Here is a 15,398-nt window from a genome sequence, read left to right as displayed (position 1 = left end):
TGAGCGGCGAGGCCGACGCGTCGTGGGCCCGCACGGTCGAGTCCCACGTCGGGTGTGCGTTCCTCGGCGGTATCGCGCTCCGACGACCGGACCCGCGAGGCCGCCCGAGCGATGACGGACCGCGACCGCTCCGAGTTCCTGCCCGATGACCCGGTCGCGTTCGTCGACGACCAGCTCGGCGCGCTTGCGGACGCATCACTGCGCCCGGCGTTCACGTCCGGAGCGCGACGCTTGGCCCCGTCGAGCGTGTCGCCGCCGTCTGTCAGCGCCACGACGCCATCATCGAGATCAACGCCCACTGTCGGCAGGACGAGATGTGCGCCGCGGGTGCCGGCGAGGCGCTGCTCCGGGAGCCGGAACGACTGGCGGCGTTCGTGGAAACAGCAGCGTCGACAGGGGCGACGGTGTCGGTGAAGGGCCGTGCCGAACTTGATGGCGTCTCGCTCCCAGCTGTCGCTCAAGCCATCGAAGACGCTGGTGGAGACCTGTTCCACGTCGACGCGATGGACTCCGAGTCGGTCGTCGCCGACGTGGCCGACGCCACCGACCTGTTCGTCGTCGCGAACAACGGCGTTCGAGGGAGAGAGACGGCACGGGAGTACCTTTCGTACGGCGCTGACGCCGTCAGCGTCGGTCGCGCGAGCGACAAGCCGGAGACGCTCGACGAGATCCGAGCGACGACAGCGGAGTGGTTCGCGTCGGAGGTGCCACTGTGAGCGAACGGTCGGTTGCACAGAACGCCCAGCTTGCACTGCTGCTGGAGGTCTCCGGGACGCCGAAGCCCGGCAACGTCGACCGCGAGCGGGAGTACGATGACCTGCGGTTCGAGCATTTCATGGCCGGGGCTGTGGGGGCGCGTCCGGGGCTTGACCGCGCGGCCGCGGGCGACCCGGTTGGTCCCGCGTTCGAGGCCGCCGTCGACGGGATGGCGGACCAGTCCGGCGGGAACACCCAGTTCGGGGCCCTGATGGTACTCACACCCCTTGCCGCCGCGGCCGCGGACGGGCGACTGTCACCATCCGATGTCGATGCTGTGGTTCATGAGACGACCGTCGAGGACGCGGCGGCGTTCTACCGCGCCTTCGAACATGTCGACGTGGCCGTCGACGACCCGCCCGACGGGCTGGAGCCGCTCGACGTTCGCCGCGGACGCGACGCGATTCCGGAACTCCGCGCGCGTGAGATGACGCTGTTCGACGTGATGCAGTCCAGCGCGGATGTCGATGGCGTGGCCGCCGAGTGGGTGTCCGGTTTCGAGCGCGTGTTCGAGGCCAGCGAGTGGCTACTGGACGGATCCGGTCCGGTCGCCGACCGCGCATCGGACGTGTTCATCGAACTGCTCGCGGCGGAACCGGACACCTTCATCGTCACGCGGCAGGACCGCGAAACCGCTGAGGAGGTCCAGCGACGGGCACAGGCTGTCCTCGAGGGTGCGGAAACCGCGACCGGCCTCGCCGAGGAGTTCGTCGAGCGGGACATCAACCCCGGAACGACTGCTGATCTCGTTGCGGGCGCGCTGTTCGTCGCGCTCGAACGGGGGCTCGAAGTGTGACCAGGGATTCCTCTGGAGATGGCGGCCCGGACTCCGGTGGCTCCGGGACGGAGTGGCCGGTCGCCCTTTCCGGCGTCTCCGAGACCGTCGTCACTACCCTGGGGCCGAACGAGCGCTGGAACGTCGCCGCACTGGGTGTCCATGCGCCGGACGGCGACGGACCAGCCACGGCGACGACGTGGGGCCGGACCCGGACCTGGCGGAACTTCCGGGAGCGTGGGGGCGGCTACGTCCAGTTCACGCGCGACCCGGTCGACTTCGCCGAGGCGGCGCTGTCGGTCCGCGAGGAAGACGTCCCTGTCCTCGATAGCGTGGACGCGTGGGTCGAAGTCGATGTGGAGCGGCGTGACTCTGGCTCGAAGGGGGACACCCAGTGGGTCGAATGGGCGCTACACCCCGTCGACAGCGCCGTCACGCGGCGGGTCGTGCCGACGACGAACCGCGGCCACGCCGCCGTCGTCGAGGCGACCGTCGCGGCCTCGCGACTTGACGTGCCCAGCTACGACAGCGAGACGCTGCTAGACCGTCTCGCGTACTTCGAGTCCGTGGTCGAAACGGCCGGCGGCGAACGCGAGCGAGCGGCTTTCGAGCGCGTACGCGACCTGATCGATGCCGAGTGGTAGGGACGCCGCACGGAATGAGGGGCACACAGGCGACACACGACGACCCGTGACAGACTGTGTCGCACTCTCGCGGACCCTGCCACGGCGACGTTCAGCGCACGGTAACGGATCGTTCCACCCCTACTGATAAACGTTCGCGTGCGTGGTCCGTTCCGAACCCTTTTTGAGTGCGACCAAGCAAGTAGCGCGCATGGCAATCAAACCCGCCTACGTCAAGAAGACCGGGACGCTCCTCATGGAGCGATACCCTGACGCCTTCGGTGCAGACTTCGAACACAACAAAGACGTCGTCGAGGAACTGACCAACATCGAGTCCAAGGGTGTCCGCAACCGCATCGCCGGCTACGTCACCCGGAAGATGAACAACCCGGTCGAAGCGTAATTCGGTTCTTTCTCTCTGTTTCTTGCCGGTGACTGAGCCGCTGCTGTATCGGCTCTGAACCCTTACTGCTCTGGCTGGGCGCGCTGGCTGTCGCTCTGTCGCTTTCGGTGGATAATGCCCTGCATGTTGGCGGTGCGGGCGGCGATGTCGCGGAACGACTCGCCGACGTCGCTGTCCTCATCAAGGACGAGCGGTTCCCCGGTCGCGCCCCCTTCCCTGACTTCGGGGTCGAGCGGAATCTCGCCGAGGAACGGCATCTCCGTCTCGTCGGCGAACTCGCGGCCGCCGCCGCTGCCGAAGATGTCGTGCGTGCCGCCACAGTCGGGACAGACGAACGACGACATATTTTCGACGATGCCAAGCACTGGCGTCTCGTGGCGACCGAACATCCGGAGTCCCTTTCGGGCATCGTCAAGAGCGACCTCCTCCGGCGTGGTGACGATGACAGCCCCGGAGACGGGCACCTGCTGGAGCATCGTCAACTGCGTGTCGCCGGTTCCCGGCGGCAGGTCCACGACCATGTAGTCGAGTTCGCCCCACAGCACGTCGTCCCACAGCTGCGTGAGGACGTTGTCGACCATCGGGCCGCGGAAGATAACCGGATCGTCCTTGCCGACGAGGAAGTCCATGCTCATCAGCTTCATCCCGTGTTTCTCGACGGGGATGATCTCCTCGTCCTCGGTTGCGCGCGGCGATTCGTCGGCGTCGAGCATCCGCGGGACGTTCGGCCCGTACACGTCGGCGTCGAACAGGCCGACGCGGGCGCCGAGCCGCGAGAGGCCGGCGGCGAGGTTCACCGCGACGGTGGACTTGCCGACCCCGCCCTTCCCCGAGGCGACCGCGATGACGTTCTTGACCTTCGGCAGTGGGTCTTCGGCCTCCGGGACACCGCGGTCGACGCTCGCGGAGAGGTCTATCTCACGGTCGATGTCGCCCATCGCCTCGCGGACCTCGTTCGCGATGCTCGTCTCCGTCGGCGAGTACGGCGCACCGAGCGCCAGGTCGATGCTGACCTCGTCGTCAGTCACGTCGATGCTGTTGATCAGCCCGAGTGAGACGATGTCGGCTCCCAGATCCGGGTCCTCGACCGTTCGCAGGCGCTCGCGTACGTCGTCTGTATTCATGCACAGGAGTAGGTCCCGGAGGTGCGATAAGGATTGTGACCCGTCGAATGCGGGCAGCCCGCTGCCCCGGCCCCGCAACAGCGGATAAGTTCTAAGGTCACTCTCGCGTGCGCGAAGAACACATCTCTCTATGGATGTCGAAACACGTAGACGCTCTCCCCGTCCAACTCGGCGCGCAACTCGCCGCTGTCGTGGTCGAACACGAGCCGCTCCGGCGTCCCGGCAAACGAGTGGAGCGGCATCCCGGTGTCTATCGTACCATCGGGAGCCACTGCGACGTGGGTTCGGCCGCTGAAGTCGGCCCGGAGCGTGCCGTCGTCCGTTTCGGTAACCGTGCCGGACCCTGCGAACCGTTCCAGGTGGTCACGGACCGCTGTTCGGTCGGTCGGGTCGACGCTGTTGCCGCCGTCAGTGATGCACCGACGCATACGCCGACATGGGCGCCTAGCGACGAATGTGTTGTGCTGGCACCTGACAAGTGCAGCGATGCTTGCGATTCCATGTCTCTGTGGGTATGTCCCGAAGTCACGCTGTCGGGCCCCTTCGTTGCGTTTAAATACAACCCCGGAATAGAATCGGATAGACTCGTGTAGGGGGACCGGCCCCCGAGTCCGCGTGCTGCGGGCGCGAGTGTCATAGAACGCGTGTCGTGGTAGCCAAGCCTGGCCCAAGGCGCAGGGTTGCTAACTCTGTGGCGTACAGCCTCCGGGGTTCGAATCCCCGCCACGACGCTCACCCATCAGTACCTACATATGAGTGCAGAAGACCCCAACGCGGGCGAGGACGCGGATGCCGAAGAGGAGGAGGACATCCGCTATTTCGTCCGTATCGGACAGACAGACCTCGACGGGACGAAATCCGTCGAGCGAGCACTGACAGAACTGAACGGTATCGGCCACCGGGCCGCCCGAATCATCACCCAGAAGGCGGACGTGGACCGGCGCGCGGTCTTCGGCAAGCTCGACGACGACGTCATCGAGCGCGTCGTCGACCACGTCGAGAACTTCGCCGACGAGGTGCCCGAGTGGATGGCCAATCACCAGAAGGACTACTTCACCGGTGAAACCACCCACGAGACTGGTAACGACCTCCAGCTCACCCGCCGGCAGGACATCAACCGCATGAAGATGATCGACTCTTACCGCGGTGTCCGCCACAAGCGCGGCCAGAAGGTCCGTGGACAGCGTACCAAGTCCACCGGCCGGACGGAGGGGACCATCGGCGTCAACGTCGAGGCGATTAAAGAAGAGCAGGCTGAGGAAGCCGCCGCGGAGGATGACGAATAATGGCGCTTGGTTCGAACACGAAGTTCTACGAGACGCCGAATCATCCCTTCCAGGGCGAGCGTATCGCCGACGAGGCCAACCTCATCGGCCGCTACGGCCTGAAGAACAAAGAAGAGCTCTGGCGCGCACAGTCCGAGCTTCGTGGCTACCGCCGTGAGGCCCGGAAGCTGCTGGGCAGCGCCGGCGAGCACGAGACCGAGTCCGAGGAGTTCCTCGCTCGGCTCAAGCGCTACGGCATCCTCAACGAGCAGGACCAGCTCGACGACGTGCTGTCGCTCGACGTGACCGACGTGCTGGAACGTCGCCTGCAGACGGTCGTCTACCGCAAGGGCTACGCGAACACGCCCGAGCAGGCCCGCCAGTTCATCGTCCACGGACACATCGTGCTGGACGACGCTCGCGTCACTCGACCCGGCATGACGGTGGAGACCGCCGTCGAGAGCTCGGTCGGCTTCGACGAGCACAGCTCGCTGTCGGACGAACTCCATCCTGAGCGCGCGGAGGCCCAAGAATGAGCGAAGAAACCGAAGACATCTGGGGCATCGCCCACGTGCACGCATCGTTCAACAACACGATTATCACCATCACCGACCAGACCGGCGCGGAAACGCTCGCAAAGAGCTCCGGCGGGACGGTTGTCAAGCAGAACCGCGACGAAGCGTCGCCGTACGCGGCGATGCAGATGGCCGAGGTCGTTGCGGAGAAAGCCCTCGACCGCGGCGTCGAGGCGTCGACGTTCGGGTCCGCGGTCCCGGCGGCAACCTCCAGACCTCGCCCGGTCCGGGTGCGCAGGCGACGATCCGCGCACTCGCCCGAGCGGGCCTGGAGATCGGTCGCATCGAGGACGTCACGCCGACCCCGCACGACGGCACTCGTGCACCCAAGAACTCCGGATTCTAACCAATGACACAGGACTACGAGGTTGAGTTCGTCGAACGCGGCGAGCGCGAGGCCCGCATCCTCGTGCGCGGCATCACGCCGGCGTTTGCCAACGGCATCCGGCGAGCGATGGTCGCGGACGTGCCGACGTTCAGTATCGACACCGTCCGCGTCATCGAGAACACCAGCGTGATGTTCAACGAGCAGATCGGTCTCCGACTGGGACTGGTCCCGCTGACGACCGACCTCGACGACTTCGAGATCGGCGACGAGGTGACGCTGTCGCTGTCCGTCGACGGGCCGAGCACGGCCTACTCCAGCGACCTCGTCTCCTCGGACCCGATGGTCGAGGCGGCCGACGACAACATCCCGATCATCGATCTCAAGGAGGGCCAACGTCTCGAAGTCGAGGCCGACGCCGTCCTCGACACCGGTCGGGAACACGCCAAACATCAGGGCGGCGTGGCCGTCGGCTACCGACACCTCCAGCAGGTGGAGGTCGTCGGCGACCTCGGCGAGTTCGAGGACGACGACCCGAACATCCTGCGTGGCGTCATCGAAGAGCAGGCGGCCGAACACGCCGCCGGCGACGCCACCAACGGCGAACTCGTCGCGACAGACGAGTTCGACAACGACCTCCGGAACCGCTACCCCGGCAAAGACGTCGAGGTCTCGGACGTGCCGAACGCGTTCGTGTTCCACGTCGAGACGGACGGGTCGTTCACCACCGAGGAACTGGTCCTGCGCGCGGTCGAGACGCTGCGTGACCGCGCGACCGAACTGAAAGACGCAGTCCAACTGTAACGACACAATGCCCCGACACACCCCACCACTACCGATGACCGCCCGCTCCCCGAGCGCGAGGACCGAAAGGGGTTTTACGGGGCACGCAAAACGAACAATCGCGCGCAGGGATAGCCAAGTTTGGCCAACGGCGCAGCGTTCAGGGCGCTGTCCCGTAGGGGTCCGCAGGTTCAAATCCTGCTCCCTGCACTTTTCCCACAACGGAGGAATCATATGAGTAAGACGAACCCGAGACTCAGTAGTCTCATCGCCGACCTGAAGTCAGCCGCCCGCAGTTCGGGCGGTGCTGTCTGGGGCGACGTCGCCGAGCGCTTAGAAAAGCCACGGCGCACACACGCGGAAGTCAACCTCGGCCGTATCGAACGATACGCCCAGGAAGACGAAACCGTCGTTGTGCCCGGCAAGGTGCTTGGCTCCGGTGTCCTGCAGAAGGACGTCACCGTCGCCGCTGTCGACTTCTCCGGAACCGCCGAGACGAAGATCGACCAGGTTGGAGAGGCTGTATCACTCGAACAGGCAATCGAAAACAACCCAGAAGGCTCCCACGTCCGGGTGATCCGATGAGCGTCGCAGAATTCGACGCGGATGTCATCGTTGACGCCCGCGACTGTATCATGGGCCGCGTCGCATCACAGGTCGCCGAACAGGCTCTCGATGGCGAGACGGTCGCCGTCGTCAACGCCGAGCGCGCTGTGATCACCGGCCGAGAGGAGCAGATCACAGAGAAGTACAAGAAACGTGTCGACATCGGTAACGACAACGGGTACTTCTACCCCAAGCGACCGGACGGCATCTTCAAGCGCACCATCCGTGGCATGCTGCCCCACAAGAAGCAGCGTGGCCGCGAGGCGTTCGAGAACGTCCGTGTCTACCTCGGCAACCCGTACGACGAGGACGGCGAGGTCCTAGACGGCACGTCGCTTGACCGACTGTCGAACATCAAGTTCGTCACGCTGGGCGAGATCAGCGAAACGCTTGGAGCGAACAAGACATGGTAACGAACACGTCTGGCAAGAAGAAGACCGCCGTCGCCCGCGCGACCGTTCGCGAGGGCGAGGGCCGCGTGCGTATCGACTCGCAGCCGGTCGAACTCGTCGACCCCGAGCTGGCGCAGCTCAAGATGCTGGAACCGTTCCGCATCGCCGAGGACGACCTCCGCGGCGAGGTCGACGTCGAAGTATCCGTCGAGGGTGGCGGCGTCATGGGGCAGGCAGACGCCGCCCGAACCGCCATCGCTCGCGGGCTTGTCGACCACACCAACGACGCCGAACTCCGTGACGCGTTCATGGAGTTCGACCGCTCGCTGCTGGTCAACGACGTTCGCCAGTCCGAACCCAAGAAGTGGGGCGGCCCCGGTGCGCGGGCCCGCTACCAGAAATCGTACCGCTAAGGTGATTCAAGCATGATGGTACCGGTTCGGTGTTTCACGTGCGGTAACGTCGTCGGCGAGCACTGGGAGGAGTTCAAAGCACGCACCCGCGAAGCCGAGGAGCCAGAGGACCCGGAGAAGGTTCTCGACGAACTCGGCGTCGAGCGGCACTGCTGTCGCCGGATGCTCGTCTCGCATAAAGACCTCGTCGACATCGTCTCACCCTACCAATGAACGCACAGGAAAGCCGCTACGAGAAGGCCCGCAAACTCGGCGCACGAGCGCTGCAGCTGGCCCACGGTGCTCCCGTGCTCATCGAGACGGAACACACCCAGCCGATACTCATCGCCGCCGAGGAGTACGACGCTGGCGTCCTACCGTTCACGGTCAACAGGAGTGATTAACGATGACGCTCATCACTGACATCCGACTCCGCCGCGTCCTCGACTCCCGCGGGAACGCGACCGTCGAGGCCGACGTTCTCACTGAGAGTGGGGGCTTCGGTCGTGGCAAGGCACCGAGCGGCGCAAGCACGGGCGAGTACGAGGCCATCGAGCTCCCCGCCAACGAAGCCATCGCCAACGCCCGTGAGGACGCGCTCCCACGGCTCATCGGCGAGGTTCACGCCGGGAACCAGCGTGACGTCGACGCGGCGCTCCACGCCGCCGACGGCACCGACGACTTCTCGGGTATCGGGGCCAACAGCGCCGTCGCCATCTCGATGGCGGCCGCAAAGGCCGGTGCCGACGTGCTGGGCGCACCGCTGTACCAGCACCTCGGCGGCACGTTCCGGGGCAACGAGTACCCAACGCCGCTGGGCAATATCATCGGCGGCGGCGAGCACGCCGCGGATGCAACCAATATCCAAGAGTTCCTCGCAGCCCCCGTCGGCGCACCGAGCGTCGAAGAGGCTGTCTTCGCCAACGCCGCGGTCCATCAGGAGGTCCACGACATCCTGGCCGACCGCGACCTGCCAGCGGGCAAGGGCGACGAAGGAGCCTGGGCACCGTCCGTTTCGGACGACGAAGCGTTCGAGATTATGGACGAGGCTGTTGAGACCGTCGCCGACGACTTCGGCTTCGCTATCTCTTTCGGCCTCGATGTTGCTGGCGCGGAACTCTACGATGACGAGGCGGACGGCTACGTCTACGACGACGGCGTCAAGTCCACCGAAGAGCAGATAGAGTACATCGCCGGGAAGGTCGAGGAGTACGACCTCGTCTACGTCGAGGACCCACTCGACGAGAACGATTACGAGGCCTTCGCGGACCTGACCACACAGGTCGGTGACCAGACGCTCGTCTGCGGCGACGACCTGTTCGTCACCAACGTCGAGCGCCTGCAGGCCGGTATCAACGCCGACGCCGGGAACTCCATCCTTATCAAGCCGAACCAGATCGGAACGCTCACCGACGCTGTCGACGCCATCGAACTGGCGACGGCAAGCGGCTACGAGTCCGTCGTCTCCCACCGCAGCGGCGAGACGGAAGACACGACGATTGCACACCTCGCTGTCGCCACTGACGCACCGTTCATCAAGACCGGCGCGGTCGGCGGCGAGCGCACAGCCAAGCTGAACGAACTAATCCGTATCGAGGACAACGCAGTATGAGCGGCAACGAAAAAGAAGGTCTCGACGCGTCAGACTCCGACTTCGACCCGTCCGACGAGGACGACGAAGCGGTCGACGCGGAGACCGAAACGGAAGCCGAACAGCCCGCCGACGACGCCACAGAGGCGACAGAGGCCGAACCAACCGATGCCGACACGGAGGCCGACGAAGCGGCCGAGGCCGACGAGGCCGCCGGCCCACAGCTGGACGAGGACGTCATGCCCGACGAGCAGTCGGAGGCCGACCTCCTCATCCCCGTCGAGGACTACCTCGGCGCCGGTGTCCACATCGGGACCCAGCAGAAGACCCAGGACATGGAGCGGTTCATCCACCGCGTCCGGACCGACGGGCTGTACGTGCTGGACGTCTCGATGACCGACGAGCGCATCCGAACCGCCGCGGACTTCCTGTCCAACTACGAACCGGAGCAGATTCTGGCCGCGTCGTCGCGCCAGTACGGCCGGTTCCCGGCCGAGAAGTTCGCCGAAGCAATTGGTGCACGCGTCCGCACCGGCCGGTTCATCCCCGGCACGCTGACCAACCCCGACTACGACGGCTACATCGAGCCTGACATCGTGGTCGTCACCGACCCGATCGGTGATGCCCAGGCTGTCAAGGAGGCCATCACGGTCGGCATCCCAGTCATCGCGATGTGTGACTCCAACAACACCACGTCGAACGTCGACCTGGTCGTCCCGACGAACAACAAGGGGCGCAAGGCGCTGTCGGTCGTCTACTGGCTGCTGGCCAACGAGACGCTCGACCGCCGCGGTGCCGAGCCGACGTACGGACTCGACGACTTCGAGTCCGACATCTAACGTCGCTGAACTGTTTCGTTTTCTCGCTGTCGAAGTGCGAGTGGCGATGCCAGTATCGCCAACACAAGACCTACCACAAGCCCCGGAGTAGGGCTGGCAAATGGCAGAGGGAGACACACTCGTTAACGCGATTATCGGTGCCGTCGCAACCGCTCTGCTGAGTGGATTCGTCCCGCTTGCGCCGCTACTCGGTGGTGGCATCGCCGGCTATCTCGAAGGCGGCGAGCGAGACGACGGCGTCCGTGTCGGATTGCTGTCCGGCGCCGTCGGGCTGGCGATATCGCTGGTCTTCTTCGTGGTCGTGTTCGTCTTTCTGGCCGCATTTCTGGCATTTGTGCCCGAAGCACTGGGCGTGTTCGGCGCGGTGGGACTGCTCGTGCTCGTCCTCGGAACAGTCATGACGGCCGCGTATTTCCTCGGCTTGAGCGCGCTCGGCGGCTGGCTGGGTAACTACGTCAAGCACGACACGACCATCGGCGACTGACTGGCCAGCCGCGCTGTCGGTAACTACATCACGGGGGACGCCACTACCGAGAACGCATATGCGTGAGTCGGTGACCAACGCCGGTATCGGGGCGCTCGTCACGGTTGCGCTGTCGTTCGTTCCCTTTTCGTCGGTGGCTGGGGGTGCCGTGGCCGCGGCGAACCACGGCGGCAGCTACCGGACGGGGCTCTGGCTGGGAACGCTGGCCGGCGTCTGCGCGATGGTTCCCTTGCTTGCCCTCTTTCTCCCAGCGCTGTACATCGCTGGCCTCCTCGGGTTCGGGATTCCGCCCGGCGCACCGGGGTACGACTTGTTTCTGGCGCTCGTGTTCACGTTCTTTCTGCTGTACACTGTCGGTCTCAGCGCTCTCGGTGGTCTCGGCGGCGTCTGGATATCGGCACACACCGACTGGGACCTAGACGCCAACCGCTGGCTCTGAATGCACGTGAACCGCCCGCTGCCCGACATTTGGCATACCATTCAAGCGTGTCCGACACTAACGTCAGCCGATGTCAAAGACGCCGCCCGGACCGAAGGGCGAACCGCTGTTCGGCAGTAGTCGCACGTACGCTCGGGACCCGTTCCGGTTCATCTCGGCGCTGGAGCGAGCATACGGCGATGTCGCCCGCTTCGACATGGGGCCGATGGATACGGTCATGCTGTGTGATCCGACGGCAATCGAGCGCGTGCTGGTCTCGGAGGCAGACCGGTTCCGCAAGCCCGACTTTCAGGGAGATGCGCTCGGGGATCTGCTGGGTGACGGACTGCTGTTGAGCGAAGGGGAGACGTGGGAGCAGCAGCGAAAGCTCGCCAACCCCGCGTTCTCGATGGCTCGGTTGTCGGGGATGGCCGACCGCATCACCGACCACGCGGAGGACCGGATCGCCGACTGGTCCCACGGCGAGGTCATCGACGCCGAGCAGTCGATGACCCGGGTCACGCTGGACGTAATTCTGGACCTGATGATGGGCGTCGAGCTTTCCGAGCAGCGAGTCCGGACCATCGAGGAACAACTGTTGCCGCTTGGCCAGCGGTTCGAGCCGGACCCTATCCGGTTCGCCATGCCGCAGTGGATGCCGATGCCCGACGACGCCGAGTTCGACCGCGCCGTGCGGACGCTGGACGAGGTGCTGGACGACATCATCGCGGTCCGTGAAGAATCGCTTGGGACGGCTGAGGACGGCCCGATGGATTTCCTGTCGGTGCTCCTGCGTGCCCGCGACGAGGGGAACCAGTCGCCCGACCAACTGCGCGACGAGATGATGACCATGCTGCTTGCCGGTCACGACACGACGGCGCTGACGCTGACCTACACCTGGTTCCTGCTGTCGGAACACCCCGAAGTCGAACAGCGGGTCCACGAGGAACTCGACGACGTCATCGGCGACGACCGGCCGGGGATGGAGCACGTCCGCGAACTGGACTACCTCGAATGGGTGATTCAGGAAGCGATGCGGCTCTACCCACCGGTGTACACCATATTCCGGGAGCCGACCGAGGACGTGACGCTGTCGGGCTACGAGGTCGAGCCGGGGACGACGCTGATGGTCCCTCAGTGGGGCGTCCACCGCTCCGAGCGGTTCTACGACGACCCAGAGACGTTCGACCCGGAGCGCTGGAAGCCCGAACGAGCGGGCGAGCGCCCGCGGTTCGCCTACTTCCCGTTCGGTGGTGGCCCGCGCCACTGTATCGGGAAGCATCTCGCCATGCTCGAAGCGCAACTCATCACCGCGACGACGGCTAGCCAGTACCGACTGGAGTTCCAGGGGGAGACGCCTCTGGAGTTGTTGCCGTCGCTGACCGCCCATCCTCGGCAGGAAATGTCGATGCGCGTGCAGGAACGGTAGCGCGGACTCCGATGTGACCACTCCGGTGTCGTCGTCGCCTCACAGTGCGGGATCGACGTGACAGGGACTTGGTCATCAGCTATTTACTGCAGAACCCCGTGTAAGCGTACAAGAACAGCGGACTGAACGTCTCTCCGGTGACCTGATTTCAGCCGCGGTCACGGTGGGAGGGCCCCGTTCACAGCCGACTACTCGACCATCATGACACTGCTGCAGAACACCACTGGCGGCACTCGTCCCGCGCCGTTTGCAGTTGTCCTGCGACCGGACCTGTCCCGAGACAGTTCCCAGAGCCATATCACTCCGACTGCTCTTGAGCAGGGAACGATATCTATCCCGGCGCAATGGCCAGACTCGAACGGGATACCGAATGACGTCTGAGACCGCTGTCAACGGGGACGACAGGGTTCAGGTCCTCTACGTCGGCACCGATTCGGACGACGCCGAAACGCTGTCGACGGCGCTCGAACGCGAGAACGGCCGTTTCACGGTCGAAACGGTGCGCACTGCTCCCGAGGTTGTGGCGAGGCTGGCTGACGATACCGTAGACTGTCTCGTCTCCGACTACGACCTGCCCGAACGGAACGGTGTCGAGCTTCTGGAAACGGTCCGTGACGAGCATCCGACCCTCCCGTTTATTATCTACACTGCCCGGGGGAGCGAGGCGGTCGCCAGCGAGGCGATTTCGGCCGGTGTCACGGACTACCTCAGGAAAGAGCCGGGCACCGAACAGCATGTGGAGTTGACGAACCGAATCTTTGACGCCGTCGAGCATCACCGCTCACAGCAGGCGACCACCGAGCGGAACCGAGCGCTCCGGAGCTACGAGCGGATGGTCAACTCCATGCAGGAGGCAGCCTGTATTTACGATGCGGAGGGGCGGTTCGAAATCGTCAACGAGACCATAGCAGAGTGGTACGACACGACGCGCGCTGCGCTCGAAGGACAGACCAGTAGACTCGTTCCGCGTATTCGAACCGAGGGTGAGAGAGACCGCTACCAGGAACTGCTCGACGGAACGCGGGAGCAGCTTAGCGGCGAAATCGAAGCAGAGTTCCCCGGCCACGGACACGCGGTGGTCGCGTACCAGCTAACGCCGCTGGTCGTCGATGGTGTTATCGACGGCATCGTCGGCGTCGCTCGGGACGTCACCGACCGGAAAGAGCGCGAACAGAAGCTACTCCGGAACAAACGCGCGATAGACGAGGCCCCGGTCGGTGTCGTTATCACCGACCCTGGCCAGACGGACAATCCGCTGATCTACGCCAACGACCACTACCGCGACCTGACTGGCTATTCGCTTCCGGAGTTACTCGGGAAGAACTGCCGAATGCTACAGGGCGAGAACACCGATCCGGAGTCCGTCGCTACAATGCGGGACGCGATTGACGCAGAGGAGCGGGTGACGGTCGAACTCAGGAACTATCGGAAGGACGGGACCGAGTTCTGGAACAGGGTTCGGATCGCGCCGGTTCGAGACGACGACGACGGGACAGTCGTCAACTACGTCGGGTTCCAGCAGGACATCACGGAGCGGAAACGACGCGAGCAACGGTTAGAGGAAACATCGTCACGCCTCGAAGCCCTCTTCGAGAACTCACCGGACATGATCGACGTGCTCGACGCCGATGGGACGATCCGCGACGTGAACCAGCGGTTCTGTGCGGAACTGGGGTACGACGAGAGCGAGGTGCTCGGGCGGTCGATCTGGGAGTTCGACCTGACGTTCGACGCCGAGGACGTGCAGACACAGCTTTCGGGGTTCAGTGTCAACGAGCGCCGCAAGTTCGAGGGCCTGTACGAACGCCGCGACGGGTCGACGATGCCGGTCGAAGTACATCTGCTCCGACTCAGCCTCGACGGCGAGGACCGGTTCCTGGCGATCAGCGTGATCTCACGGAGCGCAAGGAGCGCGAGCAGGAACTCGAACAGCAAAACGAACAGCTCGAACAGTTCGCCAGCGTCGTCAGCCACGACCTCCGGAACCCGCTGACTGTCGCTCGCGGCCAACTCGAACTCCTGCGAGAGGAATCCGATAGCGAGCATATCGACGCCATCGACGGCGCACACCAGCGGATGGATACACTCATCGACGACCTGCTCACGCTCGCACGCGACGGCGCGTCACCCGCTTCGCCCGTCGTGGTTGACCTCGAACAGTTTGTCCAGACGTGCTGGCAAAACGTCGATACGAAAGCCGCGACGCTCCGCACTGACATAGACCGGCCCATCCGCGCCGACGAGAGCCGCCTCAGACAACTGTTCGAGAATCTCGTCCGCAACGCGGTTGAGCACGGCGGTGACGGCGTGACCGTGACCGTGGGCGAACTGGCCGACGGCTTCTACGTCGCGGACGACGGTCCCGGTATCCCTGTGGCCGACCGCGGAGACGTGTTCGATGCCGGTTACTCGACGGCGGTCGAAGGGACCGGCTTCGGCCTGAGCATCGTGAAACAGGTCGCTGACGCCCACGGCTGGGCGGTCCGCGTCGGCAGCGGCAGCGACGGCGGCGCCCGGTTTGAGTTCACCGATGTCGACACTGTCTCTGAGTAGTATCCCGAGGGTTGTCCTGACCGTCGACTCCGAAAACGCCTAACGCCCTGGGTGCACACGGGCGG

General features: G+C 64.8%; 18 protein-coding genes, 2 tRNA genes and 3 pseudogenes. 21 read left to right on the top strand and 2 right to left on the bottom strand.

The genetic code is table 11. The features are described 5' to 3' along the window. The 4 genes and pseudogenes from GJ630_RS09105 to GJ630_RS09090 form a co-directional block, all read left to right on the top strand. Positions 1-716 (top strand): annotated as a pseudogene (locus GJ630_RS09105) (tRNA-dihydrouridine synthase); the annotation flags it as partial. Then, complete coding sequence (locus GJ630_RS09100; RefSeq protein ID WP_371727274.1) at positions 689-1,552, top strand: triphosphoribosyl-dephospho-CoA synthase; 864 nt, start codon at positions 689-691, stop codon at positions 1,550-1,552. The pseudogene GJ630_RS09105 and the gene GJ630_RS09100, both read left to right, overlap by 28 nt. After that, on the top strand, positions 1,549-2,175 hold the full coding sequence (locus GJ630_RS09095; RefSeq protein ID WP_371727272.1) for a DUF447 domain-containing protein: 627 nt from the start codon (positions 1,549-1,551) through the stop codon (positions 2,173-2,175). The genes GJ630_RS09100 and GJ630_RS09095 overlap by 4 nt, the downstream gene beginning before the upstream one ends. Positions 2,176-2,365: 190 nt before the next feature. Continuing rightward, complete coding sequence (locus tag GJ630_RS09090) at positions 2,366-2,557, top strand: 30S ribosomal protein S17e (RefSeq protein WP_004516807.1); 192 nt, start codon at positions 2,366-2,368, stop codon at positions 2,555-2,557. 62 nt (positions 2,558-2,619) lie between these two features. Here GJ630_RS09090 and GJ630_RS09085 read toward each other — a convergent pair whose 3' ends face one another. Together GJ630_RS09085 and GJ630_RS09080 are read right to left on the bottom strand one after the other, a co-directional pair. After that, the gene (locus GJ630_RS09085) at positions 2,620-3,681 is read right to left on the bottom strand and encodes an Mrp/NBP35 family ATP-binding protein (RefSeq protein ID WP_146417511.1); all 1,062 of its coding nucleotides are present in this window, start codon (positions 3,679-3,681) and stop codon (positions 2,620-2,622) included. Positions 3,682-3,809: 128 nt separating this feature from the next. Next, positions 3,810-4,109, bottom strand: a complete 300-nt coding sequence (locus GJ630_RS09080) for a hypothetical protein (protein ID WP_191449760.1) — start codon at positions 4,107-4,109, stop codon at positions 3,810-3,812. 218 nt (positions 4,110-4,327) lie between these two features. Here GJ630_RS09080 and GJ630_RS09075 point away from each other — a divergent pair. The 17 genes and pseudogenes from GJ630_RS09075 (at position 4,328) to GJ630_RS08995 (ending at position 15,333) form a co-directional block, all read left to right on the top strand. Beyond that, a tRNA-Ser gene (locus tag GJ630_RS09075) sits at positions 4,328-4,412 on the top strand. A 21-nt stretch (positions 4,413-4,433) separates the two neighbouring features. Continuing rightward, positions 4,434-4,967, top strand: coding sequence for a 30S ribosomal protein S13 (locus GJ630_RS09070; protein ID WP_008310371.1), 534 nt, complete (start codon positions 4,434-4,436; stop codon positions 4,965-4,967). Next, complete coding sequence (locus GJ630_RS09065; RefSeq protein ID WP_004593562.1) at positions 4,967-5,482, top strand: 30S ribosomal protein S4; 516 nt, start codon at positions 4,967-4,969, stop codon at positions 5,480-5,482. Before GJ630_RS09070 ends, GJ630_RS09065 begins: the two co-directional genes overlap by 1 nt. Beyond that, positions 5,479-5,867: pseudogene (locus GJ630_RS09060) on the top strand (30S ribosomal protein S11). Before GJ630_RS09065 ends, GJ630_RS09060 begins: the two are co-directional and overlap by 4 nt. A gap of 3 nt (positions 5,868-5,870) precedes the next feature. Next, on the top strand, positions 5,871-6,650 hold the full coding sequence (locus GJ630_RS09055) for a DNA-directed RNA polymerase subunit D (protein WP_004963344.1): 780 nt from the start codon (positions 5,871-5,873) through the stop codon (positions 6,648-6,650). A 104-nt stretch (positions 6,651-6,754) separates the two neighbouring features. After that, positions 6,755-6,839, top strand: a tRNA-Leu gene (locus GJ630_RS09050). A gap of 24 nt (positions 6,840-6,863) precedes the next feature. Next, positions 6,864-7,214 (top strand): 50S ribosomal protein L18e, encoded by a 351-nt coding sequence (locus GJ630_RS09045; protein ID WP_004516800.1) that lies wholly within the window; start codon positions 6,864-6,866, stop codon positions 7,212-7,214. Continuing rightward, the gene (locus GJ630_RS09040; protein ID WP_008310363.1) at positions 7,211-7,648 is read left to right on the top strand and encodes a 50S ribosomal protein L13; all 438 of its coding nucleotides are present in this window, start codon (positions 7,211-7,213) and stop codon (positions 7,646-7,648) included. Before GJ630_RS09045 ends, GJ630_RS09040 begins: the two co-directional genes overlap by 4 nt. Next, a complete protein-coding gene (locus GJ630_RS09035; protein ID WP_004516798.1) occupies positions 7,642-8,040 on the top strand; it encodes a 30S ribosomal protein S9 in 399 nt (132 codons plus the stop codon). The genes GJ630_RS09040 and GJ630_RS09035 overlap by 7 nt, the downstream gene beginning before the upstream one ends. Positions 8,041-8,052: 12 nt before the next feature. Then, positions 8,053-8,253 (top strand): DNA-directed RNA polymerase subunit N, encoded by a 201-nt coding sequence (locus GJ630_RS09030; RefSeq protein WP_004516797.1) that lies wholly within the window; start codon positions 8,053-8,055, stop codon positions 8,251-8,253. Then, the gene (locus tag GJ630_RS09025) at positions 8,250-8,423 is read left to right on the top strand and encodes a DNA-directed RNA polymerase subunit K (RefSeq protein WP_004516796.1); all 174 of its coding nucleotides are present in this window, start codon (positions 8,250-8,252) and stop codon (positions 8,421-8,423) included. Before GJ630_RS09030 ends, GJ630_RS09025 begins: the two co-directional genes overlap by 4 nt. A gap of 2 nt (positions 8,424-8,425) precedes the next feature. Beyond that, positions 8,426-9,631 (top strand): phosphopyruvate hydratase, encoded by a 1,206-nt coding sequence (gene eno / locus GJ630_RS09020; RefSeq protein ID WP_191449759.1) that lies wholly within the window; start codon positions 8,426-8,428, stop codon positions 9,629-9,631. Next, a complete protein-coding gene (gene rpsB / locus GJ630_RS09015) occupies positions 9,628-10,449 on the top strand; it encodes a 30S ribosomal protein S2 (RefSeq protein ID WP_121303619.1) in 822 nt (273 codons plus the stop codon). Before eno ends, rpsB begins: the two co-directional genes overlap by 4 nt. A 100-nt stretch (positions 10,450-10,549) precedes the next feature. Continuing rightward, positions 10,550-10,933: a DUF5518 domain-containing protein gene (locus tag GJ630_RS09010; RefSeq protein WP_014039759.1), complete on the top strand. Its 384-nt coding sequence runs from the start codon at positions 10,550-10,552 to the stop codon at positions 10,931-10,933. Positions 10,934-10,991: 58 nt separating this feature from the next. Continuing rightward, entirely contained in the window at positions 10,992-11,372 is a 381-nt protein-coding gene (locus GJ630_RS09005; RefSeq protein WP_014039760.1) for a DUF5518 domain-containing protein, read from the top strand. Between the two features lie 70 nt (positions 11,373-11,442). Then, on the top strand, positions 11,443-12,780 hold the full coding sequence (locus GJ630_RS09000) for a cytochrome P450 (protein ID WP_191449758.1): 1,338 nt from the start codon (positions 11,443-11,445) through the stop codon (positions 12,778-12,780). 370 nt (positions 12,781-13,150) lie between these two features. Further along, positions 13,151-15,333, top strand: a pseudogene (locus GJ630_RS08995) (PAS domain S-box protein). The last annotated feature ends 65 nt before the right edge of the window (positions 15,334-15,398 follow it).

It is taken from the genome of Haloarcula sp. CBA1122 (assembly GCF_009741785.1).
Lineage (GTDB): Archaea > Halobacteriota > Halobacteria > Halobacteriales > Haloarculaceae > Haloarcula > Haloarcula hispanica.
This window is presented reverse-complemented; position numbering and strand designations above follow the sequence as displayed.